This is a genomic window from Salmonella sp. SAL00653 (assembly GCF_046552515.1).
GTDB classification, from domain to species: Bacteria; Pseudomonadota; Gammaproteobacteria; order Enterobacterales; family Enterobacteriaceae; genus Salmonella; species Salmonella enterica.
On the sequence record NZ_JBGDTY010000003.1, the window covers coordinates 1 to 21,915 of the forward strand.

At 52.1% G+C, this 21,915-nt stretch carries 18 protein-coding genes, 1 tRNA gene and 4 pseudogenes; 11 read left to right on the top strand and 12 right to left on the bottom strand.

Translation table 11 applies throughout. The annotated features are described in order from the left end of the window. Positions 1-281 (top strand): tetratricopeptide repeat protein (locus ACLJRU_RS04630; RefSeq protein ID WP_410957109.1); only part of this gene is annotated, 281 nt, incomplete at its 5' end. A 43-nt stretch (positions 282-324) separates the two neighbouring features. On the opposite strand, the gene narP is transcribed toward ACLJRU_RS04630, so the two are convergent. Beyond that, positions 325-972 carry a nitrate/nitrite response regulator protein NarP gene (gene narP / locus ACLJRU_RS04635; protein ID WP_001115498.1) on the bottom strand — a complete coding sequence of 216 codons (648 nt, stop codon included), beginning with the start codon at positions 970-972 and terminating at the stop codon, positions 325-327. A 729-nt stretch (positions 973-1,701) separates the two neighbouring features. On the opposite strand from narP, the gene pagL reads away from it, so the two are divergent. After that, entirely contained in the window at positions 1,702-2,265 is a 564-nt protein-coding gene (gene pagL, locus ACLJRU_RS04640; protein ID WP_000281877.1) for a lipid A 3-O-deacylase PagL, read from the top strand. Positions 2,266-2,456: 191 nt separating this feature from the next. Here the strand turns inward: pagL and ACLJRU_RS04645 are convergent, their stop codons facing one another. Both ACLJRU_RS04645 and ACLJRU_RS04650 read right to left on the bottom strand, forming a co-directional pair. Continuing rightward, on the bottom strand, positions 2,457-2,660 hold the full coding sequence (locus tag ACLJRU_RS04645; RefSeq protein WP_001653202.1) for a virulence protein MsgA: 204 nt from the start codon (positions 2,658-2,660) through the stop codon (positions 2,457-2,459). 28 nt (positions 2,661-2,688) lie between these two features. Next, positions 2,689-2,871, bottom strand: coding sequence for a hypothetical protein (locus tag ACLJRU_RS04650; protein WP_001540475.1), 183 nt, complete (start codon positions 2,869-2,871; stop codon positions 2,689-2,691). On the opposite strand from ACLJRU_RS04650, the pseudogene ACLJRU_RS04655 reads away from it, so the two are divergent. The 4 pseudogenes from ACLJRU_RS04655 to ACLJRU_RS04670 all read left to right on the top strand — a co-directional run. After that, positions 2,807-3,487: pseudogene (locus tag ACLJRU_RS04655) on the top strand (phage tail protein); the annotation flags it as partial. The gene ACLJRU_RS04650 and the pseudogene ACLJRU_RS04655 sit on opposite strands and share 65 nt — an antisense overlap. A 307-nt stretch (positions 3,488-3,794) precedes the next feature. Further along, positions 3,795-4,169 (top strand): annotated as a pseudogene (locus ACLJRU_RS04660) (tail fiber assembly protein); the annotation flags it as partial. Positions 4,170-4,421: 252 nt separating this feature from the next. Then, positions 4,422-6,667 (top strand): annotated as a pseudogene (locus tag ACLJRU_RS04665) (NEL-type E3 ubiquitin ligase domain-containing protein). 87 nt (positions 6,668-6,754) lie between these two features. Then, positions 6,755-6,998: pseudogene (locus tag ACLJRU_RS04670) on the top strand (DUF4113 domain-containing protein); the annotation flags it as partial. A gap of 276 nt (positions 6,999-7,274) precedes the next feature. On the opposite strand, the gene ACLJRU_RS04675 reads toward ACLJRU_RS04670, so the two are convergent. From ACLJRU_RS04675 to ACLJRU_RS04685, 3 genes are all read right to left on the bottom strand, one after another. Beyond that, positions 7,275-7,351, bottom strand: a tRNA-Pro gene (locus ACLJRU_RS04675). Between the two features lie 73 nt (positions 7,352-7,424). Then, positions 7,425-9,185 (bottom strand): LPS biosynthesis-modulating metalloenzyme YejM, encoded by a 1,761-nt coding sequence (gene yejM, locus ACLJRU_RS04680; protein WP_000256140.1) that lies wholly within the window; start codon positions 9,183-9,185, stop codon positions 7,425-7,427. Positions 9,186-9,216: 31 nt separating this feature from the next. Continuing rightward, positions 9,217-9,444: a YejL family protein gene (locus tag ACLJRU_RS04685; RefSeq protein ID WP_001135904.1), complete on the bottom strand. Its 228-nt coding sequence runs from the start codon at positions 9,442-9,444 to the stop codon at positions 9,217-9,219. A 179-nt stretch (positions 9,445-9,623) separates the two neighbouring features. Here ACLJRU_RS04685 and yejK point away from each other — a divergent pair, with 179 nt between their 5' ends. Then, complete coding sequence (gene yejK / locus ACLJRU_RS04690; protein ID WP_000050806.1) at positions 9,624-10,631, top strand: nucleoid-associated protein YejK; 1,008 nt, start codon at positions 9,624-9,626, stop codon at positions 10,629-10,631. A 27-nt stretch (positions 10,632-10,658) separates the two neighbouring features. Further along, on the top strand, positions 10,659-11,279 hold the full coding sequence (locus ACLJRU_RS04695) for a hypothetical protein (protein ID WP_000033432.1): 621 nt from the start codon (positions 10,659-10,661) through the stop codon (positions 11,277-11,279). Positions 11,280-11,387: 108 nt separating this feature from the next. Here ACLJRU_RS04695 and rplY read toward each other — a convergent pair whose 3' ends face one another. Both rplY and ACLJRU_RS04705 read right to left on the bottom strand, forming a co-directional pair. Beyond that, positions 11,388-11,672, bottom strand: a complete 285-nt coding sequence (rplY, locus tag ACLJRU_RS04700; RefSeq protein WP_000494192.1) for a 50S ribosomal protein L25 — start codon at positions 11,670-11,672, stop codon at positions 11,388-11,390. A 124-nt stretch (positions 11,673-11,796) separates the two neighbouring features. Continuing rightward, the gene (locus ACLJRU_RS04705) at positions 11,797-13,557 is read right to left on the bottom strand and encodes a DEAD/DEAH box helicase (protein ID WP_000578121.1); all 1,761 of its coding nucleotides are present in this window, start codon (positions 13,555-13,557) and stop codon (positions 11,797-11,799) included. A gap of 151 nt (positions 13,558-13,708) precedes the next feature. Here ACLJRU_RS04705 and rsuA point away from each other — a divergent pair, with 151 nt between their 5' ends. From rsuA to ACLJRU_RS04720, 3 genes are all read left to right on the top strand, one after another. Further along, positions 13,709-14,404, top strand: coding sequence for a 16S rRNA pseudouridine(516) synthase RsuA (rsuA, locus tag ACLJRU_RS04710; protein ID WP_001234836.1), 696 nt, complete (start codon positions 13,709-13,711; stop codon positions 14,402-14,404). A 27-nt stretch (positions 14,405-14,431) separates the two neighbouring features. Next, positions 14,432-15,622: a Bcr/CflA family multidrug efflux MFS transporter gene (locus ACLJRU_RS04715; RefSeq protein ID WP_000213349.1), complete on the top strand. Its 1,191-nt coding sequence runs from the start codon at positions 14,432-14,434 to the stop codon at positions 15,620-15,622. Positions 15,623-16,012: 390 nt separating this feature from the next. Continuing rightward, positions 16,013-16,357: a YejG family protein gene (locus ACLJRU_RS04720; protein WP_001540466.1), complete on the top strand. Its 345-nt coding sequence runs from the start codon at positions 16,013-16,015 to the stop codon at positions 16,355-16,357. Between the two features lie 3 nt (positions 16,358-16,360). Here ACLJRU_RS04720 and yejF read toward each other — a convergent pair whose 3' ends face one another. The 4 genes from yejF to ACLJRU_RS04740 are packed head-to-tail and all read right to left on the bottom strand — an operon-like array spanning position 16,361 to position 21,886. Continuing rightward, positions 16,361-17,950 (bottom strand): microcin C ABC transporter ATP-binding protein YejF, encoded by a 1,590-nt coding sequence (gene yejF, locus ACLJRU_RS04725; RefSeq protein WP_001540465.1) that lies wholly within the window; start codon positions 17,948-17,950, stop codon positions 16,361-16,363. A gap of 1 nt (position 17,951) precedes the next feature. Next, positions 17,952-18,977 (bottom strand): ABC transporter permease, encoded by a 1,026-nt coding sequence (locus ACLJRU_RS04730; RefSeq protein WP_001137761.1) that lies wholly within the window; start codon positions 18,975-18,977, stop codon positions 17,952-17,954. Next, positions 18,977-20,071, bottom strand: a complete 1,095-nt coding sequence (locus ACLJRU_RS04735; protein WP_000501623.1) for a microcin C ABC transporter permease YejB — start codon at positions 20,069-20,071, stop codon at positions 18,977-18,979. Before ACLJRU_RS04735 ends, ACLJRU_RS04730 begins: the two co-directional genes overlap by 1 nt. Before the next feature lie 9 nt (positions 20,072-20,080). Continuing rightward, a complete protein-coding gene (locus tag ACLJRU_RS04740; RefSeq protein ID WP_001540463.1) occupies positions 20,081-21,886 on the bottom strand; it encodes an extracellular solute-binding protein in 1,806 nt (601 codons plus the stop codon). Positions 21,887-21,915 lie beyond the last annotated feature (29 nt).

The following is a 21,915-nucleotide window of genomic DNA, read 5'->3' on the forward strand; positions in this document are numbered from 1 at the left end:
TGGACCCGAAAAACCGCGATGCGGCGCTGGGCTACGCGGAGGCGCTGACGCGCTCGTCCGACCCGGAGGATAACCGCTGCGGCGGGGAGCTGCTGCGTCAGCTGGTGAGCCGCGACCACACGGATATTCGGGTGTTAAGCCTGTATGCGTTTAACGCCTTTGAGCAGCAGCGCTTTGGCGAGGCGGTGGCGGCCTGGGAGATGATGCTGAAGCTGCTGCCGGCGGGTGACGCCCGGCGGGCGGTGATAGAGCGCAGTATCCGGCTGGCGCAGGAGAAATAATGCCCTGACGGCCCGGTGGCGTGGCGCCATCGGGCCTGGCTTGTTACTGCATTCCGCGTGTTTGTAAAAATAGAATGGTCGCCGCGACGCGTGAGCGCACGTTTAGCTTGCGAAGTAGATTACGAATGTGCACCTTAACCGTCTGCTCAGAAATATTCAGTACTGACGCAATCTGTTTGTTAGAAAGCCCCTGCGCCAGCTCATGCAAGACATCTAACTCTCGTTCGGTCAGGATACTAAAGGGATCTTCCTGCGCGCCAAACCGTTCGCGCTCACGCAGATATTCATTGACCCGATCGCTAAAGACTTTACCGCCGTTAGCGCCTTTGCGAATGGCCTCCAGCAGCACTTCCGGATCGCTATCTTTGAGCAGATAACCGTCGGCGCCGGCGTCGATCAGCGCGTAGATGTCGCTGGCGGAATCCGAGACGGTAAGAATAATAATTTGCGCCGTCACACCATCCCGGCGTAGCGCGTTCAGGGTATCTAACCCGCTCAGACCTTTCATATTCAGATCCAGCAGGATCAGATCGGGCTCAATGCGATTCGCCAGATCGATCGCACTCGCCCCGTCACCCGCTTCGGCAACGACATGAAAAGCCGGGTCCAGTTCCAGTAATTGACGAATACCTCGCCGCATAAGTGGATGGTCGTCCACAATAAGCACCTGAAAAGGTGTTACTTCAGGCATGCTGTATCTCCTGAGTTTTATTAGAATGATTATTGTTTTCAGCGCGGAAATCGTCCAGATTTGCCACATTGTCAAGCGCGTAAATTTTACCCTAATTAGTGCATGGGTAAGTAGTAAAACCTGTGACAGGCGAGTAATTAGCTGAACGATAGAAAGGATAAAACAACCCGTTGTGAGAGAAAACAGAATACTCCCTGAAGTTGAATACTGGTCTGGACGCTTCTTTCGGACAATGTGACATAACAGAAGTGTGGCATATGTTGCTGCGCCCTTGCACCCGTAAGTCCAGACTATCTTTACTGGCAGGAAATTCCTTATTAAAAGTCATAGCGTCTAAAGCTTGTCATTATTAACAAATTATTTTAACTGAATTTATTTATGGTTTTATTAATGTCAATGAAATACATCTGAGCAGAACGAATGAACCGCGACATCTGTTAAATTAAATATTAAGTCAATAGCAGAGGTATTTTTATGCGATAAAGAGATTCTGACGATATTCTTATCATAAATGAAAATGTGGTCAGAAATGAGTGTCATTCACTTATAACTTATCCTGGATGTGCCTGAACAACACTCGCGGCGTTTTGAGCACCCGTTGGGGCGACTCAAGGGGAGAACGTAGTGTGGATGCTATATCAGCCGTTTCTGTGAGCGTAAGCGTGGCGTAGAAAATTTTAAATATGTTAGCCGGTTAAAAATAACTATTGACATTGAAATGGTGGTGGAGTGTATATGAAGAGAATATTTATATATCTATTATTACCTTGTGCATTCGCATGTTCTGCTAATGATAATGTTTTTTTTGGCAAGGGCAACAAGCATCAGATCTCTTTTGCTGCGGGAGAAAGTATAAGAAGAGGAGGGGTTGAGCACTTATATACGGCTTTTCTGACATACAGTGAACCCAGCGATTTTTTCTTTTTACAGGCAAGAAATAATCTGGAGTTAGGAGGATTTAAGGCTAAGGGTAGCGATGATTGCAGTAAACATTCTGGCAGCGTTCCCTGCAATAAATATAACCAGGGCGTATTGGGTATCTCGAAGGATGTGGCGCTGGTTCATTTCGCTGGTATCTATACCGGTATTGGTCTGGGGGCTTATATAAAATCTAAGTCGCGAGATGATATGCGTGTCAATTCTGCATTTACCTTTGGAGAAAAAGCGTTTCTTGGCTGGAACTTTGGGGCTTTTTCTACAGAAGCTTATATCCGGCATTTCTCGAATGGATCACTTACGGATAAAAATTCAGGGCATAATTTTGTAGGTGCTTCAATTAGTTATAATTTCTGAAGTTGAATAACAATTAGCGAGTTGCTGGCTGAAGGAGTAATTAATCACCGTACGTTGTCTACAAAACGTGTTGTGAATAGCCGATCGTTATCGACCCTATGGCGACAGGGAGGCTAATTGTTAGCGACAAAGGCGTGGTAGGCCGTTTACCTTACCAGAACGTTTTATTATTGCTGCGACAGATTGCTTACTCATTTACCTGCCACTGCAAACATTTTTTCCAGTATAGGGTGTAGATGCGCTTTTTCTGTTTTAGTACAAACATGGTTTACGTTAGTTGCCTGCATTGACTTTACTGTGACCACTGCACAGGAAAGATGTCCAATCAGTTCATGCAAAATCAGTTCATGCAAAATAACGTCTCTGGCATCAGCTAACTTTTTAATTGTAGGCATAAAAAAACCAGCCCTGACAGGCTGGTTTTCAAGGGGAATTTTGGTCGGCAGCTTCATCCGCAGCATCTGCGGAGAGCAGCGCAGGTACGGCGACCACAAAAGCCGGGGAGGCATCAGCCAGCGCGGCGTCGGCTGACACAGCCAGAACGGCGGCAGCCGCCTCGTCATCAGCATCGTAGGCATCCACCCACGCCGCCGCATCTGATACCATCGCATCACTGGCAGCGCAAAGCAGAGCTGCAGCCGGAGAATCGGCAACCAGAGCCGAAGAGGCCGCGAAACGGGCCGAGGATATCGCAGACGTGATTTCCCTGGAAGATGCAAGCCTGACGAAAAAAGGTATCGTTAAATTAAGCAGTGCCACGGACAGTGACAGCGAAGCGCTGGCGGCCACACCAAAGGCGGTAAAAACCGTTATGGGTGAGGTACGGACCAAAGCGCCGCTGGACAGCCCGGCATTCACTGGAACGCCGACCACACCGACGCCGCCAGGCGATGCTAAAGGGCTTCAGACAACAAACGCGGAGTTTGTCCGCAAACTGATTGCCGCGCTGGTTGGTTCCGTACTGGAGCCACTGGACACCCTGCAGGAACTGGCTGACGTGTTGGGAAATGATCCGAACTTTGCCACCACGGTACTGAATAAACTGGCGGGCAAGCAGCCGCTGGACGAAACCCTGACGGCGCTGTCAGGAAAAAGCGTTGACGGTCTTATCGAATACGTTGGTTTGCGAGAAACCATAAGTCGTGCCGCCGATGCATTACAAAAATCACAGAATGGCGGCGATATTCCGGACAAGGATTTGTTTGTGCGTCGTATCGGTGCCGCGCGAGCGTTTGATGGCGCAGTTACTATCGGCTGTGATGATAATCCGTGGACGACGGCGGAGTTTATCGTCTGGCTGGAGTCTCAGGGCGCATTCAATCACCCTTACTGGATGTGTCGTGGCTCCTGGTCTTACGCTTATAACAAAATCATCACGGATACTGGCTGCGGTAATATCTGTCTCGCTGGCGCAGTGATTGAGGTAATGGGAGTGCGTGGCGCGATGACTATTCGGGTGACAACGTCCCATTCAGTATCTGGTTGGTGATACGTGGGTGACAGCCCCAAGTATATAAGAAGGAATAATTATGACAGCGGAAAAAAATAAAAAGAACAAACAGTTTTTAAATATTAAAAATTTCATTCCGTATGCACCGGAACCAGATGACACATTATTCGCCGATGCGGCGTATCTTAAATCAGAGGATGGTCAGGACTGGTATGGGTGCCAGCAATTATTTTCAGCAGACACGCTGAAAATTACCTACGACGATAACGATGTTATTACGTGTATTACGCATGATGTTTCCGGGCTGTGGCCTGCTGGCCAGAGCGTTGCAGAGTTGCCTGATACGGATGAAAACCGTCGCGCTGATATTTCATGCTGCTGGCAGTTTAAAGACAGTAAAGTCGTTCAAAGGGTTTATTCGCCGGAAGAGCTGCGCAGGCAGGCAGAATCGAAAATTGAACGCCCGGGCGTTGATACCGGATGATCTGGTCATCGTGGAAAGCGACCCTGAAAAATCGACACTTTAGCTGTAAAATGACAGTCCCGCCATCCGGTCATCATAACGGATTTTTCTTCTGCACCTTCTGAAGCCCGCCATGGCAGGACGACCATGAATCCGCCGATAACCTTATTGTGAAATTAAGACCAGGAAGAGATGATGTCTGCCGGACAGATACTATATGTAAATTTATAAAGGTTTTTTGTTATGCCCTTTCATATTGGAAGCGGATGTCTTCCCGCCACCATCAGTAACCGTCGCATTTATCGTATTGCCTGGTCTGATACCCCCCCTGAAATGAGTTCCTGGGAAAAAATGAAGGAATTTTTTTGCTCAACGCACCAGACTGAAGCGCTGGAGTGCATCTGGGCGATTTGTCACCCGCCGGCCGGAACGACGCGGGAGGATGTGGTCAGCAGATTTGAACTGCTCAGGACGCTCGCGTATGACGGATGGGAGGAAAACATTCATTCCGGCCTGCACGGGGAAAACTACTTCTGTATTCTGGATGAAGACAGTCAGGAGATGTTGTCAGTCACCCTTGATGATGTCGGGAACTATACCGTAAATTGCCAGGGGTACAGTGAAACCCATCGCCTCACCCTGGACACAGCACAGGGTGAGGAGGGCACAGGACACGCGGAAGGGGCATCCGGGACATTCAGGACATCCTTCCTCCCTGCCACAACGGCTCCACAGACGCCAGCAGAGTATGATGTTGTCTGGTCAGCGTGGAGAAGGGCTGCACCCGCAGAAGAGTCACGCGGCCGTGCAGCAGCGGTACAGAAAATGCGTGCCTGCCTGAATAATGGCAATGCAGTGCTTAACGTGGGAGAATCAGGTCTTACCACCTTGCCAGACTGTTTACCCGCGCATATTACCACACTGGTTATTCCTGATAATAATCTGACCAGCCTGCCGGCGCTGCCGTCAGGACTATGTAAGCTGTGGGCCTATAATAACCAGCTGACCAGCCTGCCGGTGTTGCCGCCAGGGCTACAGGAGCTGTCGGTATCTGATAACCAACTGGCCAGCCTGCCGGCGCTGCCGTCAGAATTATGTAAGCTGTGGGCCTATAATAACCAGCTGACCAGCCTGCCGACGTTGCCGTCAGGGCTACAGGAGCTGTCGGTATCTGATAACCAACTGGCCAGCCTGCCGACGCTGCCGTCAGAATTATATAAGCTGTGGGCCTATAATAATCGGCTGACCAGCCTGCCGGCGTTGCCGTCAGGACTGAAGGAGCTGATTGTATCTGGTAACCGGCTGACCAGTCTGCCGGTGCTGCCGTCAGAACTGAAGGAGCTGATGGTATCTGGTAACCGGCTGACCAGCCTGCCGATGCTGCCGTCAGGACTACTGTCGCTGTCGGTCTATCGTAACCAGCTGACCCGCCTGCCGGAAAGTCTCATTCATCTGTCTTCAGAGACAACCGTAAATCTGGAAGGGAACCCACTGTCTGAACGTACTTTGCAGGCGCTGCGGGAGATCACCAGCGCGCCTGGCTATTCAGGCCCCATAATACGATTCGATATGGCGGGAGCCTCCGCCCCCCGGGAAACTCGGGCACTGCGCCTGGCGGCCGCTGACTGGCTGGTGCCTGCCCGGGAGGGGGAACCGGCTCCTGCAGACAGATGGCATATGTTCGGACAGGAAGATAACGCCGACGCCTTCAGCCTCTTCCTGGACAGACTGAGTGAGACGGAAAACTTCATAAAGGACGCGGGGTTTAAGGCACAGATATCGTCCTGGCTGGCACAACTGGCTGAAGATGAGGCGTTGAGAGCAAACACCTTTGCTATGGCAACAGAGGCAACCTCAAGCTGCGAGGACCGGGTCACATTTTTTTTGCACCAGATGAAGAACGTACAGCTGGTACATAATGCAGAAAAAGGGCAATACGATAACGATCTCGCGGCGCTGGTTGCCACGGGGCGTGAGATGTTCCGTCTGGGAAAACTGGAACAGATTGCCGGGAAAAGGTCAGAACGCTGGCTCTCGTTGATGAAATTGAGGTCTGGCTGGCGTATCAGAATAAGCTGAAGAAATCACTCGGGCTGACCAGCGTGACGTCAGAAATGCGTTTCTTTGACGTATCCGGCGTGAAGGTTACAGACCTTCAGGACGCGGAGCTTCAGGTGAAAGCCGCTGAAAAAAGCGAGTTCAGGGAGTGGATACTGCAGTGGGGGCCGTTACACAGAGTGCTGGAGCGCAAAGCGCCGGAACGCGTTAACGCGCTTCGTGAAAAGCAAATATCGGATTATGAGGAAACGTACCGGATGCTGTCTGACACAGAGCTGAGACCGTCTGGGCTGGTCGGTAATACCGATGCAGAGCGCACTATCGGAGCAAGAGCGATGGAGAGCGCGAAAAAGACATTTTTGGATGGCCTGCGACCTCTTGTGGAGGAGATGCTGGGGAGCTATCTGAACGTTCAGTGGCGTCGTAACTGATGCACCAGGTGAATGAGGTGCGGTGCGACAAAGATATTCCCGGACGAACAACATCAGACAGTACGGATGATGTACAGGTGAAATAGGGGAGACTTCTTCAGTCAGGGCGCGGCGCAACTTTTTCGATGATAACGCGCCGCGCGCCGGTAGCGAGAAGCCGATGGAAGTACTGGATCACCTGAATGCAAAGAAGGGCAGGGGAAAGCTGTACTTTGCCGGGGAGGGTATCCAGCAACAGTGGGCTATGAAGAGAAACATACTGTCATCCCGATACACCACCCGCTTCAGGTTAAGTGACAGGTTTACCCTGATTTTCAAATTTCTGATGTGATGGTGTGCCGCAGCCACATTGTATGCAAGAACGGGCTGCGGCAAACTGGCGATCGTTCGATAGTGCGTGTATTGAATAGTTACCAGTCGTGGCGGATTCTACTGGTTAAGGATGACTAATCAATGTATTTAAGTCATCTGTTCAACTTTTCGCGTTGGAGGGAGCTTGAAGTCAATTTGCAGTGACCTTCGATAGCTATTTCACCATCATTTCACCATTTGCAAATTGGATATATAAAAAAACCAGCCCTGGCAGGCTGGCTTTTAAGGGGAATTTTGGTCGGCACGAGAGGATTTGAACCTCCGACCCCCGACACCCCATGACGGTGCGCTACCAGGCTGCGCTACGTGCCGACTTGTGGGTGCTAATACTACCTCTTTCCAACGCGAATGCAAGGGGAAACGGTGCTAACTGATTTATAATTAATCAGTTAGCGATAAAACGTTTCTCTTCTGTTAGCACTTGCAGCAGCAGACTGAGCTGCGGCTTCTGATCTTTGATCTTCTCGCCGTGTAAGTCATAGGTCTGATAATGACCGTTATTATTGAGCACCAGGGTCATTTGCGGCGTCGTGATTGCCAGCGTACTGCCGTCTGCCGCCGTTACCCAGTTATGGCGACGTGGAACGGTAAAGATGTCCTGGCCCTGTGAATATTCGTTCGCTGGCGTGCTGACATGTAACAGGCGTTGCATCAACGTGGTCATCACATCGGTATGATCGGTAAGCACATTAATACGCTGCGCAGGCGTCCCCGGCCAGTGGATCACCAGCGGTACTTGCAGATGACCTTGCGACCAGTCGAAGCGATTTTCTTCCGGCGTCAACGGTATGCCGCGTCCTGCGGTAATGATCACGACAGTATTGTCGAATTTACCGGCCTCTCGCAGCGCGTTCAGAACCCGATTGATTTGCGCATCCACGTCGCTGGCGGCACTGGCGTAACGCTTAACAAAATTTTTCTGGTTACTGTCATCAATGTTAGTACCGTTAAACGATATCCATGAGAACCAGCGGTTATCTTCCTGTGCGTAGCGCCCAAGCCAGTCTATCCACTGGCTGGCCGTTTGTGCATCAGACTGCGTTTGCGCTGCCGGCATCGAGAAATCGGACAGTAATGCCTGACGATAAAGCGGGCTGGCGAAGCCATCTGAAGAAAACAGTCCCAGTTGGTAGCCTTGCTGATTCAAGGCGGTAATGAGCGCCGCAGGGGTTCTGGTGGATAACACGCCATCCATATAGCCTGGCGATATGCCATAGAACAGGCCGAAAATACCGTTATCAGTGGTATTCCCTGAACTCATATGACGGGTGAAGTCGATGTTTTGCTCGGCAAATGTAGCCAGCTCCGGCATCTGCTTCTCAAAGCGAGAATAGTTAAGGCCGTCTACGGTAATGAGCAGCACATTCTGACCGGTGCCCATATCGCGATAGTGCAAATTGCTGAGCGGGTACTGTACGGAGACCGCTTCCGGATTGCCTTGCTCTACCAGACGGCGCTGATATTCCTGCGCATCCAGCAGACCGTGTTTTTCAAGAAAACGTCGCGCCGTCATCGGATAAGAGAGCGGCAGGTTTGCCCGCTGCATGGTAATCGGCCGGTAAAAATTAGCATCTGCCCAGATGTAGATAAGATGCGATGCGATAAAGGAGACGAAAAAGAATGCCGCAAGCGGCCTTGCGAAATGGCGACGGCGCGTGAGACTGCGCAGCTTTTGCCAACTCCATGTCGCAAATAGCATCTCAATCAATAAGATAACCGGCACGCTAATAAACATAAGCTGCCAGTCGCGCGCCATTTCGTTCTGGTCAGGGTTGATGACCAGCTCCCAGACAATGGGATTAAGATGCAGGTGAAAACGGGTAAAGACTTCGCTGTCGATAAGCAACAACGTCATACCCGCGGTCGCCAGAATGGCTGATATAAACCGCATCAGCCGCTGGGACATCACGATAAACGTGAGCGGAAAAAGAATAAGCAAATAGCTGGCGAACACCAGAAAGCTAAAGTGCCCGACAATGCTCAGGTAGGAGTATATGCGACCCGCAAGCGTTGTCGGCCAGTCGGCGACAAACAGGTAACGGCTGCCGAGCAACGTAGCCAACAGTATATTGAACAGAGCGAACCAGTGCCCCCAGCTAACCATCTGGGAGACTTTTTCACGGTAGCGCTGACGATGAGTTACCATACCTGTTGCTTGTTTCTCCGGAGTCGGCTTTTTAGTGCGCGTTGTCTTCGCTAATCGAAGACTGCAAGGCGCGGGCAAAAGAGTTCGCAATCGCCTGGCGTTGAGCCGGCGCCACGCTGGTGTTGATAAGGTTGGTGACCATATTTCCCAGCACCATCAGGGAAAGATCGGTCGGCGCCTTATGTTTTTCCAGTACACTGAGCAGTTCGCTCAGCAGTTGTTCAACATGTTCATCACTATAGCGGGAGAGTTGTGGCATAAATCAAAATCTGTTTGTTCATGAAAGGGCAACATATTACCGTAGCAACAGTTTTTTTTCTGCATTTTTATCCCCTAAATCATTCGCGTTACGGATAACGCCTGAAATGACAGGGCGATTGCTTGCGTCTTTCGGCAGGCGGTGGTTGAATACCGCCCGGTCTTAAAGGAGAGTTTATCATGAGTCTGGATATCAACCAGATTGCCCTGCACCAGCTTATCAAGCGCGATGAGCAAAATCTTGAGCTGGTCTTGCGCGATTCATTGCTGGAGCCGACAACCACCGTTGTCGAGATGGTGGCTGAACTGCATCGGGTCTATAGCGCCAAGAATAAGGCGTATGGCCTGTTTAATGAAGAGAGTGAACTGGCGCAAGCGCTGCGGTTGCAACGTCAGGGGGAAGAAGATTTTCTTGCCTTTAGCCGGGCGGCGACCGGACGCCTGCGTGACGAACTGGCGAAATACCCCTTTGCGGACGGCGGCATTGTATTGTTCTGCCATTATCGCTACCTGGCGGTGGAGTATCTGCTGGTTACGGTACTGAACAACCTGAGCAGTATGCGGGTCAATGAAAATCTGGACATTAACCCGACGCATTATCTTGATATTAACCATGCGGATATCGTGGCGCGTATCGATCTTACCGAGTGGGAAACTAATCCGCAATCGACCCGCTACCTGACGTTTCTCAAAGGTCGGGTAGGGCGCAAGGTCGCTGACTTCTTTATGGATTTCCTCGGCGCCAGCGAAGGGTTGAACGCCAAAGCGCAGAATCGCGGCCTGTTGCAGGCAGTGGATGATTTCACCGCAGAAGCGCAGTTGGATAAAGCGGAACGTCAGAACGTGCGCCAGCAGGTGTACAGCTACTGCAATGAGCAATTACAAGCCGGGGAAGAGATTGAGCTGGAATCGCTGTCTAAAGAGCTTTCCGGCGTCAGTGAAGTCAGCTTCAGCGAATTTACCGCCGAAAAAGGCTATGAGCTGGAAGAGAGCTTCCCGGCAGATCGCAGTACGCTACGCCAGTTAACCAAATATGCCGGCAGCGGCGGCGGGTTAACGATTAACTTTGATGCGATGCTACTGGGCGAGCGGATTTTCTGGGACCCGGCGACCGATACCCTGACTATCAAAGGGACGCCGCCGAATTTGCGCGATCAGTTGCAGCGACGCACGTCGGGCGGGAAATAAAGGCATACGACATAAAAGGACGCCGTAGTGAGTAAAGGAATACGACAGAAGCCGCCTGTTAATTTCAGTTTATTTCGGCAGGTTTTGTATGCGCACATTGTCGCATTTTTGATGATGTTGGTGCTCGGCATGGTGTTCACCGTTCTATCGTTGGTACTGTTTTATACTTATGGTGCCAACTGGTTACTGAGCTTGTTCATATGCCCGCTGTTCTTGTTAAGTGGTTTATTCATTACTGGGTTTGCTTTTAAATCAACCTGGTCCAGCATACGTTACTATTACGACAAGGGGCAGTTGAAACGGTATGGACTCAATCTTGATGCCACTTTGACGCATAAAGAGAAGGTGGAAATACGCATCGATAATGCAAAGCGTCAAGTGCGTGTAGATGAACTGGAGCTCCATGTCTTATTTGATTTTCAGTTTGATAGCAAGACATGGAGCTGCGGCGACTTACTGACCAATGAAAAGGTATTTGATGCGTTGAATGACGGACAAACGATACCAATACGAATTTTGCCATGGAAACCGGAAAGTGCCAGCGTTCGTCAACGGGCATTATTCAATCGGCTTAAAGGTATGAATACCGCGTCGGAAACTACAGATCCTCGATTAGGGGAGGCGCTAATTGAATGTGGCGAGGTGTAAGAAAGCAGAAAAGCAAAGTGGGTTCTCGTTGCTCTGCATGTCGTCAAATTCAATTAAACGCATAAAAAAACCCCGCCGGGGCGGGGTTTTTCTTCAACTTCCAGGCGATTACGCGCGAACGAAGTCGATGTGAGTCAGCTTCGGTTTGTAAGCGTGACGCTGTACAGCCTGAGCTTTAACTTTTACTTCTTTACCGTCAACAACGAGGGTCAGAACTTCGCTGTAGAATTCAGCTTTAGCTTGCATGTTCATCACCTGGTCGTGGTCCAGTTCGATAGCAATCGGGGCTTCAGAACCGCCGTAGATGATTGCCGGGAACTTGTTAGCGGCGCGCAGGCGGCGGCTCGCACCCTTACCCTGCTCTTTACGTACTTCTGCGTTGATAGTAAACATTTAAATCTCTCTTTAATAATTCCTGCTACAGGCGACCCAGCAACAGGTAAGTGATCTGCTTTGCGTATGCAAAGGCGGGCGGGATTCTATACTCAAATCGCCGTTACATCAATGAAAAGTACAATTAACCACGTAATTCGTGCGCTCGGCGGAAGCGGCCTTCATAGTCGAACACTTTTTCACGCACCTGCCAGTACTGGCCTTTCATCCGCGCGACCACAAAATCGGGATGCCGCAACAGCGCCTGCTGCGCGACAATATCCGCCGCCGTGATCCAGCGTAAAGGAACGCCGGGCGTGCGGGTATGCGGGCGAATAAATAGCTGTTCGAAAGCGGTACGCTGGGCGGGCGTGTGCAAGCGGAAGCGCTCACTGACATCCGCGCCGTCCTCGTCATAGTAAGTGATTTTCAGCCATTCGCCTTTCTCATCCTGCCCATGCTGCATCGTCATTCCGCTACAGCGCAGGACTAACGCATCCTTGAGCCTGAGCGCCGCTTTTAACATATCGTCCGGGTCGACCAGAATAGCGTCACATTCCCGGCAGCGTCGGGCGGCAATATCGTTTTCGGCATTACACTGCGGGCAGTTTTTGAAGCGAAAGCGAAAATCGCACTGCTCGCGATGGCCGTCGTCATCCTCAAACCAGCCCTGGCAGCGACGGCCAAAGTGTTCAATCAGCGTGCCGTCGGCAGTGGTTTTCCCCCAGAAGGTGTTGGCAAAGCCGCAGGCCGGGCAAAATACCTGGACAGGGACGTTATCGCTTTTTCCCTTCGGGCTACCGACCTCCGGGGCATACAGGTCGTGCGGGTTGCCTGCGTAATCAAGAATCAGGCAATCGGTCTTTCCCGGCGCAAGGCGCAGACCACGCCCGACAATTTGTTGGTAAAGACTAACTGACTCCGTGGGACGTAGAATCGCGATGAGATCAACGTGTGGGGCGTCAAAGCCGGTGGTCAGCACCGAGACGTTAACCAGATAGCGAAAACGCTGCGCCTTGAAATTATCAATCAGCGCGTCGCGCTCGGGCCCTGGCGTATCGCCGGTAATCAGCGCCGCGTCGTCCGCCGGAAGCAGACCGACAATCTCTTTCGCATGTTCGACCGTGGCGGCGAAAATCATCACGCCTTTGCGCGTTTGCGCAAATTCCATAATCTGGCTGATGATGTGCGGCGTAATCCGCTGCTGCTTTTTCAGCTCGCGGTTCAGGTCGGCTTCGCTGAACAGCCCATTGCTTTGGGCCTGCAGGCGGCTGAAATCGTATTGGACCACTGGCATATCAAGCCGCTCAGGCGGCGTCAGATAGCCGTGTTTAATCATATAGCGCAGCGGCAGTTCATAAATACAGTCGCGAAACAGAGCGTTGTCGTTGCCGCGCACCATACCGTGATAATGAAATTGATAAATCCAGCCTTTTCCGAGGCGGAAGGGCGTGGCGGTGAGCCCAAGCAGACGTAAGTGAGGATTAACTTTACTCAGGTGAGTGAGGATTTGCTGATACTGACTGTCTTCATCGTCACCGATGCGGTGGCATTCATCGACAATCAACAGCGAAAACTCCTCCTGGAAGGCGTCAAGATTACGCGCCACCGACTGTACGCTGCCGAACACGACTTTGCCCTGACTCTCTTTACGTTTGAGTCCGGCGGCGAAAATATCCGCTTCCAGCCCCAGCGCGCAATATTTGGCGTGGTTCTGCGCGACCAGCTCTTTCACATGCGCCAGCACCAGTACCCGTCCGCGGGCGACGCGCGCCAGTTCGGCGATCACCAGGCTTTTACCTGCGCCGGTCGGCAGAACAATCACGGCGGGCGTACGGTGGCGGCGAAAGTGGCTGAGCGTGGCGTCTACGGCTTCTTGCTGGTAGGGGCGGAGTGTAAAAATCATGGTCTCACTACGTTAAACGGTTCCGGGAATAGTATGCCATGAATCATTTCCCTTGAGGGATATAGTTAGCCCGCTATACTGAGCGGATAGCAATTCCCTTTTTTCGGGTAGAATGCCCGATTTCCGTATTATTACAGGCTAAATCACACACATGCGACTTGATAAATTTATCGCTCAGCAGCTTGGCGTCAGCCGCGCTATTGCCGGGCGTGAAATTCGTGGTAACCGCGTTACCGTCGATGGCGACATCATTAAAAATGCGGCCTTCAAACTGCTCCCGGAACATGCGGTTGCGTATGACGGCAATCCCTTAGCGCAGCAACACGGGCCACGCTATTTTATGCTTAACAAGCCGCAGGGATACGTTTGTTCAACCGATGATCCCGATCATCCAACGGTGCTGTATTTCCTGGATGAGCCGGTGGCGTATAAGCTGCATGCCGCAGGACGTCTGGATATCGATACTACCGGTCTGGTGTTAATGACAGATGACGGTCAGTGGTCGCACCGCATTACGTCGCCGCGCCATCACTGTGAAAAAACCTATCTGGTGACCCTGGAGTCGCCGGTGGCCGACGATACGGCAGCGCAATTTGCGAAAGGCGTGCAGTTGCATAATGAAAAAGATCTCACTAAACCCGCTACGCTGGAGGTGATAACGCCTGTGCAGGTCCGTTTGACCATCAGCGAAGGCCGTTATCATCAGGTGAAGCGGATGTTTGCCGCAGTAGGCAATCGCGTTGTGGAACTGCACCGCGAACGGATTGGCGCCATTACGCTGGATGAGAATCTGGCTCCTGGCGAGTACCGCCCGTTGACTGAAGAAGAAATCGCCAGCGTCGGCTAACTATCTCGTTAAATTCAGGAGTTCGATGTGACCACCCGGCAGCACTCTTCCTTTGCCATTGTCTTTATCCTTGGCCTGTTGGCCATGTTAATGCCGCTGTCGATTGATATGTATCTTCCAGCGCTGCCGGTGATTTCTGCGCAATTCGGCGTGCCTGCCGGTAGCGCGCAGATGACGCTCAGCACCTATATTCTGGGGTTTGCGCTGGGTCAGCTTATCTATGGACCGATGGCGGATAGCCTCGGGCGTAAGCCGGTCATCCTGGGCGGGACGCTGGTATTTGCCGCTGCGGCGGTCGCCTGTGCGTTGGCGCAGACTATCGATCAACTGATCGTGATGCGTTTCTTTCACGGTTTGGCGGCCGCGGCGGCAAGCGTCGTCATCAATGCGCTGATGCGGGATATTTATCCAAAGGAAGAGTTTTCGCGCATGATGTCATTTGTCATGCTGGTCACTACGATAGCGCCGTTAATGGCGCCCATTGTTGGCGGCTGGGTGTTGGTATGGTTAAGCTGGCACTATATCTTCTGGATACTGGCCATTGCGGCGATTCTGGCGTCAGTCATGATCTTTGCTCTGATTAAAGAGACGTTGCCCGTTGAGCGGCGTCAGCCTTTTCATATTCGTACCACAATAGGTAACTTTGCTGCGTTGTTTCGCCACAAACGCGTACTGAGCTATATGCTGGCGAGCGGGTTTAGTTTTGCCGGTATGTTCTCTTTTTTGAGCGCGGGGCCGTTTGTCTATATCGAAATTAATCATGTTCCGCCGCAGGATTTCGGCTACTACTTCGCGTTGAACATCGTATTTCTGTTTGTGATGACGATTATCAACAGCCGTTTTGTCAGACGGGTAGGGGCGCTAAACATGTTTCGGGCCGGGCTATGGATTCAGTTTGCGATGGCGGTGTGGATGGTTTTCAGCGCGCTGATGGGCATTGGATTCTGGGCGCTGGTGGTCGGCGTTGCGGCGTTTGTCGGCTGTGTGTCGATGGTTTCGTCCAATGCGATGGCGGTCATTTTGGATGAGTTTCCGCATATGGCCGGAACGGCGTCTTCGTTGGCGGGCACTTTCCGCTTTGGTATTGGCGCTATCGTCGGCGCGTTGCTGTCGCTGGCTACCTTTACCAGTGCGTGGCCGATGATCTGGTCGATTGCGCTTTGCGCCGCCTGTTCCATTCTGTTTTATCTCTACGCCAGCCGTCCCAAAAAACGGTGACGGGCGCGCTGTCCCTCAATGGCGCCGAAGAATGCGCAGGCGGCGTTGGGGGACGCTATCCGCTACACGATGGCAAAGCCAAACGGCTTTCATAGTTGATGTATATCAATTACCAATTCCTCATTTTCCTCCTTTATGTTTATTTTATGTAAAATCCATTTATGTAAAAAGTCACATCATTGTAGTTAAAAAGGTTGAGTTAGATCGCAGAAACGGGTACATATAGCCCGCCGCTATCTCCGCGTCGGTAAAACTATTTTAACTCCCGCTTGCTGTAGAGCCACTGACGGAGAGAAGGGCGTTAGCAATCTGTTTAAGGACGGGTTGTCAATGATGTGTTAATATAAATGTAAGTAAATTGTGAAGTAATTGTGCTTCCGGGGAAAGAAAGTGAATACATTACAGCTCTCAATTGTTCACCGTCTGCCGCAAAACTATCGCTGGTCGGCGGGTTTTGCGGGGGCAAAGGTTGAACCGATTTCGCAAAACGGGCAGAGCACCGAGAATAGTCTGGTGGCGCTTAAACTGTTGAGTCCGGCAGGCGATAGCGCGTGGTCAGTGATGCATAAGCTCAGCCAGGCGCTAAGCGATATTGAAGTTCCTTGCTCCGTGCTGGAGTGCGAAGGGGAACCGTGCCTGTTCGTTAATCGTCAGGATGAGTTTGCCGCCACCTGTCGGCTGAAAAATTTCGGCGTGGCGATAGCGGAACCTTTTTCTAGCAATAATCCTTTTTAGGCGTCAGCTTAACGCGAGTAGCTGACGCGTATACGCTTGTTGCGGTGCGGTAAACACGCGCTCGCATTGCCCCTGTTCAACCACCTCCCCCTGCCGCAGCACGATAACCTGATGGCACAGCGCGCGTACTACATGCAGATCGTGGCTAATGAAGATATAGGCCAGACGGTGCTTTTGCTGTAGCGATTTCAGGAGGGCAAGAATCTGCGCCTGAACGGTTTTATCCAGCGATGAGGTTGGTTCATCCAGAATAATAAGCGACGGTTTTAAAATCAGCACCCTGGCGACGGCGATACGTTGACGCTGGCCGCCGGAAAACTCAGCGGGATAACGATGCCGCGTTTCCGGGTCCAGGCCGACTTCCATCATGACCGCTTTCACCTGCTGTTCGCGCTGCGCGCCTGAAAGCGTAGGCTGGTGGACGCGCAGGCCTTCTTCGATAATTTGCAACACGTTTAAACGCGGGTTTAGCGATGAGTTTGGGTCCTGGAATACGACCTGGATACGGTGGCGAACAGGTAAAAGCTGGCGGCGGTTTAACGTATCCAGCGATTGACCGTCAAACACGATGCGGCCTTCGGAGCGGATAAGCCGTAACAGCGCCAGACCGGTGGTACTTTTTCCCGATCCTGACTCGCCGACCAGACCCAGCGTTTCGCCTGGATGCAGGGTGAAACTGATATTGTTAACCACCACATTATGATCCACGACGCGCTTCAGAATGCCTTTGCGGATCGGGAAGGCGACGCGCAGCCTGTCCACCTCCAGCAACGGCGTCTGCCCGGCGGGGAGCGGAACCGGATCGCCTGTGGGTTCGCTGTTGAGTAGTTTTTGCGTGTACGGATGGGTCGGCGCGGAGAGCAGCGTGTCGGCGCGTTGGTTCTCTACGCACTTGCCGTGTTGCATTACCGCCACCGAATCCGCCAGTTTTTTTACAATGCTGAGGTTATGGGTGATAAACAGCAATCCCATATTGAGCTCGCGCTGGAGTTCCCGCAGTAGAGATAAAATCTGCGCCTGTACGGAGACGTCGAGGGCGGTGGTCGGCTCATCGGCGATCAGTAATTCCGGCCGTGTTAACAGCGCCATGGCTATCATGACGCGCTGGCGTTCGCCGCCGGAAAGCTGATGCGGATAATCGCGCAGACGCTGGCTCGCCTGGCGGATACCGACCCGATCCAGACAACCGATCATCTCCGCTCTTGCCGCCTCCCGACGCATTCCCCGGTGGAGCGACAGCACTTCATAGAGCTGTTTTTCCAGCGTATGCAGCGGGTTAAGTGAAACCATCGGTTCCTGAAAAATCATGGCGATTTTATTGCCGCGTACGCCGCGTAGCGTCTGCTCGCTGGCATGAAGCAATGATTCGCCGTGAAAGCGAATATCGCCGGAGAGGTAGACGGCGGGAGGGGTAGGCAAAAGACGCAGAATGGAAAGCGCCGTCACGCTTTTTCCTGACCCGGACTCGCCGACCAGCGCCAGCGTTTCCCCGGCGTTCACCTGTAACGAAATGGCGTTAACGACAGGACGCACGTGCTGTTGCTGACGGAAACCTACCGATAAATTTTCAATCGCAAGCAATGGAGATGTCATCTTATACCGCCTTAGCAGGATCAAAGGCGTCGCGTACCGCTTCGCCGATAAAAATCAGCAGCGATAGCAGAATGGCGACAGACAGAAAGGCGGCGATCCCCAGCCAGGGAGCCTGTAAGTTGTTTTTCCCCTGTAAAAGAAGTTCGCCGAGAGAAGGGGAGCCAAGCGGCAGACCGAATCCCAGAAAATCCAGCGACGTCAGGGTGGTGATGGAGCTACATAAAATGAACGGTAAAAATGTCAGGGTAGCGACCATCGCATTAGGCAACATATGGCGCAGGATAATGTCCCGATCGCTGACGCCAAGCGCCTGCGCGGCGCGGATATAGTCAAAATTGCGGGTCCGTAAAAACTCGGCGCGCACTACGCCCACCAGACTCATCCAGCCAAACAGTACGGTTATGGCCAGCAACCACCAGAAGTTAGGCTGCACTACGCTGGAAAGTAAAATAATCAGAAACAGGGTCGGCATCCCCGACCAGACTTCGATGAGACGTTGTCCCCATAAATCGACTTTGCCGCCATAATAGCCCTGTAGCGCGCCCGCCAGTACGCCCATGACGCTGGAGCAAATCGTTAACATCAGGCCGAATAAAATAGAAATGCGGGTGCCGTACAGGATGCGGGCGAAAACGTCGCCGCCATTCGCATCGGTGCCCAGCCAGTTTTTCGCCGAAGGCGGGGAGGGGAAAGGCTGCGTGGTGGCAAAATTAATGGTATTGGCACCAAAGCGTACGGGGGCCCACAACACCCAGCCCCGATTCTCAAGCTGCCGTTGTAGCCAGGGGTCCTGATAATCCGCCGTTGTCGCCAGCGGGCCGCCGAAATCGCGCTCGCTGTAATTTTTTACCAGCGGAAAATACCACTGGCCTTCATAGCGCACCAGCAATGGCTTATCGTTAGCAATCAGTTCCGCGCATAAGCTCAGGCTGAACACGACCAGGAAAATCCATAGTGACCAGTAGCCCCGGCGATTATGGCGGAAACGCGCCCAGCGGGCCTGATTGACCGGGCTTAATCGCGGCATTATCGTCCCTCAAAATCAATGCGTGGATCGACCAGCGTATAGCTGATATCGCTCAGGATATTCAGTAATAAGCCAATCAGGGTAAAGATATAAAGCGTACCGAACATCACCGGATAGTCGCGCGAAACGGTTGCTTCATAACCCAGCAGCCCCAGGCCGTTGAGCGAGAACATGACTTCAATTAGCAGCGAGCCGGTGAAAAACATACTGATAAAAGTGGCGGGAAACCCGGCGATCACCAGCAGCATGGCGTTACGAAAAACATGTTTCCAGAGAATGTTTTTTTCACTCACGCCTTTAGCGCGAGCGGTAACGACATACTGTTTACGCACCTCGTCGAGAAACGAATTTTTCGTCAGCATCGTCAGGGCGGCAAAACCGCCGATGACGGTCGCCAACACCGGTAGCGTAATGTGCCACAAATAATCGGTGATTTTCTGGTACCACGGTAACGTGTCAAAGTTGGCGGAGACCAGGCCACGTAGCGGAAAGATATCGTAGTAGCTGCCGCCGGCAAAAAAGACGATTAATAGAATAGCGAACAGAAAGGCGGGGATCGCATAACCGATAATGATAAACGCGCTGCTCCATACATCAAAGCGGCTGCCGTTATGGACGGCTTTGCGGATCCCCAGCGGGATAGACACCAGATAAATAATCAGCGTGCTCCATAATCCCAGAGTAATGGAGACGGGAAGACTATCTTTGATCAGCGTTAGTACGGATGCGCTGCGAAACAGACTGTCGCCGAAGTCAAAAGAGAGATAATCCCGTAGCATCTTGAAATAACGCTCATGCAGCGGTTTGTCGAAGCCGTAGCGATGGGTGATCTCCGCGATCACCTCCGGATCGAGTCCCCGGCCGCCGCGATAATGGCTGTCGCTGATATTGCCGACGCCGGTTTGCGCATGACTGGCGCGAACGCCTTCGCCGCTGGCGCCGGGCAACGCGCCGCCCTGGCCAAATTCAATCGCGGCAATCGCCTGATCGACAGGGCCGCCGGGAGCGATCTGCACGATAAAAAAGTTAATGGTAATAATGGCCCATAGCGTGGGGATCACCAGTAACAGACGGCGGATAAGATAGGCGCCCATTGATTCTTACTACCTCCTGGCTGCCGGTAGTTTGGCGGCTTTGTTGACATCATACCACCAGGTATCTAACCCGATGGTATATACCGGGCGAATCGCCGGATGGGAGAATTTATCCCACCAGGCGAGCCTGTCTTGCGCCATATACCACATCGGCAGCATGTAATAGTTCCAGGTCAGCACGCGATCCAGCGCCCGTCCCAGCGGCACCAGTTTCGCTTTATCACCCTGCGCTGCGATAATTTGCGCGATCAGTTTATCCACCACCGGGCTTTGGACGCCGGGAGCGTTATAACTGGAGTCAATGTATTCCGACGCCCATGAGATTTGTAGATCGGAGCTGGGCCAGGGCATCGCCCGCCATAGCCTCGGCATCATGTCATAGTCGCGGCTGCGCATCCGGTTGGTGAGCTGAGAATTATCAACCTGACGGATAGTCATCGTAATGCCCAGACGCTGAAGATTATGCTGGAAGGGCAGAACCCACTGGCTATTACTGCTGGCAGGAAGGAGAAGTTCAAACGTCAGAGGCTTACCGGTGATGCTATTGACCCGTTGCTGTCCGTTGATCACCCATCCGGCCTGCGTCAACAAGGCGTCAGCTTTAAGAAGATTTTCGCGATCGTAGCCGTCGCCGTTAGAGACCGGCGGCTGATAGATCTGAGTGAAGACTTCAGGAGGAAGATCTTTTTTCATCGGCGCGAGTAATACCAGTTCATCGGCGTCAGGGTAATTTCTGGCGGCGTACTCGGTATTCTGGAAGTAACTGTTGGTTCGGCTCCAGGCATTATAGAACAGCGCTTTATTCATCCACTCAAAATCGAAGGCCAGGGTGACAGCTTCACGTACCCGCCGGTCTTTAAATACCGGGCGCTGAATATTAAAGGCCAGCCAGCGTGTGTCCTGCGCCGACTCGTTTTTCTGCTCTTCTTTAATGATGTAATGATTATCGAAATTTTTACCTATGTAGCGCGTAGCCCAGTTTTTAGCGTCGTTTTCCAGCCGTAGATCAAATGCGCCCGCTTTAAACGCCTCGAAAGCGACATTGTCATCAAGGTAGTAATCGTAGCGGATAGTGTCGAGGTTAAAACGTCCACGATTGACCGGCAGATTAGCCGCCCAGTAGTTTTTGACGCGTGAATAGACAATGTACTGGCCCATTTTCCACTGAGTAATCCGGTATGGCCCGCTGGCTAAGGGCGGCGTTGAAAGCGGATCGCTAAGTTTGTGATTTTTCCAAAATTTTTCGGGCATGATCGGTAATGAAAACAGACTAAGCATGTCTTCTTTACCAGGCTTCGCCAGCTCAATTCGCACGGTTAAAGGCGCAATCGCCTTCACGGTAGTACCTTTATAGACCAGACGGAACTGCGGTACGCCTTCGGTCATAAACTTATGAAAGGTAAAGGCCACATCGCGGGCGGTAATGGGCGTGCCATCGTGAAAACGAGCGCGGGGGTTAATCGAGATTTCCACCCAGGAATAGTCGGCGGCATAGCGGGCATGGGCGGCAATCAGCGGGTAATAGCTTCCGGGTTCATCATCCGAAGTGGTAAAAAGCGTATCGTAAAGGGCTTCGGTACGTACGCCGGGATTGCCGCGCAGCGAATAGCGATTGAAATTATCGAACGTACCAATGGCGGAAAGCGTCATCTGACCGCCTTTCGGCGCAGCAGGATTCACATAATCAAAGTGATCAAAGTTAAAAGCATACTTAGGTTCGCCGAGTACGGCGAAAGCGTAGCTTTCTTTGATTTCCTGGGCCTGGGCGCCAGCGCTAACCAGTGCGACAAGCAGAAGCATTACGCGCGCAATCATCTGAAGGCGGTTTCCTTATCGTATTGCCC

What these genes read in the sequence shown, in the direction of transcription:
- narP (WP_001115498.1), bottom strand. Translation starts at nt 972, where the DNA reads ATGCCTGAAGTAACACCTTTTCAGGTGCTTATTGTGGACGACCATCCA.
- ACLJRU_RS04645 (WP_001653202.1), bottom strand. Translation starts at nt 2,660, where the DNA reads ATGCCTACAATTAAAAAGTTAGCTGATGCCAGAGACGTTATTTTGCAT.
- ACLJRU_RS04650 (WP_001540475.1), bottom strand. Translation starts at nt 2,871, where the DNA reads ATGGTATCAGATGCGGCGGCGTGGGTGGATGCCTACGATGCTGATGAC.
- yejM (WP_000256140.1), bottom strand. Translation starts at nt 9,185, where the DNA reads ATGGTAACTCATCGTCAGCGCTACCGTGAAAAAGTCTCCCAGATGGTT.
- ACLJRU_RS04685 (WP_001135904.1), bottom strand. Translation starts at nt 9,444, where the DNA reads ATGCCACAACTCTCCCGCTATAGTGATGAACATGTTGAACAACTGCTG.
- yejK (WP_000050806.1), top strand. Translation starts at nt 9,624, where the DNA reads ATGAGTCTGGATATCAACCAGATTGCCCTGCACCAGCTTATCAAGCGC.
- rplY (WP_000494192.1), bottom strand. Translation starts at nt 11,672, where the DNA reads ATGTTTACTATCAACGCAGAAGTACGTAAAGAGCAGGGTAAGGGTGCG.
- ACLJRU_RS04705 (WP_000578121.1), bottom strand. Translation starts at nt 13,557, where the DNA reads ATGATTTTTACACTCCGCCCCTACCAGCAAGAAGCCGTAGACGCCACG.
- rsuA (WP_001234836.1), top strand. Translation starts at nt 13,709, where the DNA reads ATGCGACTTGATAAATTTATCGCTCAGCAGCTTGGCGTCAGCCGCGCT.
- yejF (WP_001540465.1), bottom strand. Translation starts at nt 17,950, where the DNA reads ATGACATCTCCATTGCTTGCGATTGAAAATTTATCGGTAGGTTTCCGT.
- ACLJRU_RS04730 (WP_001137761.1), bottom strand. Translation starts at nt 18,977, where the DNA reads ATGCCGCGATTAAGCCCGGTCAATCAGGCCCGCTGGGCGCGTTTCCGC.
- ACLJRU_RS04735 (WP_000501623.1), bottom strand. Translation starts at nt 20,071, where the DNA reads ATGGGCGCCTATCTTATCCGCCGTCTGTTACTGGTGATCCCCACGCTA.
- ACLJRU_RS04740 (WP_001540463.1), bottom strand. Translation starts at nt 21,886, where the DNA reads ATGATTGCGCGCGTAATGCTTCTGCTTGTCGCACTGGTTAGCGCTGGC.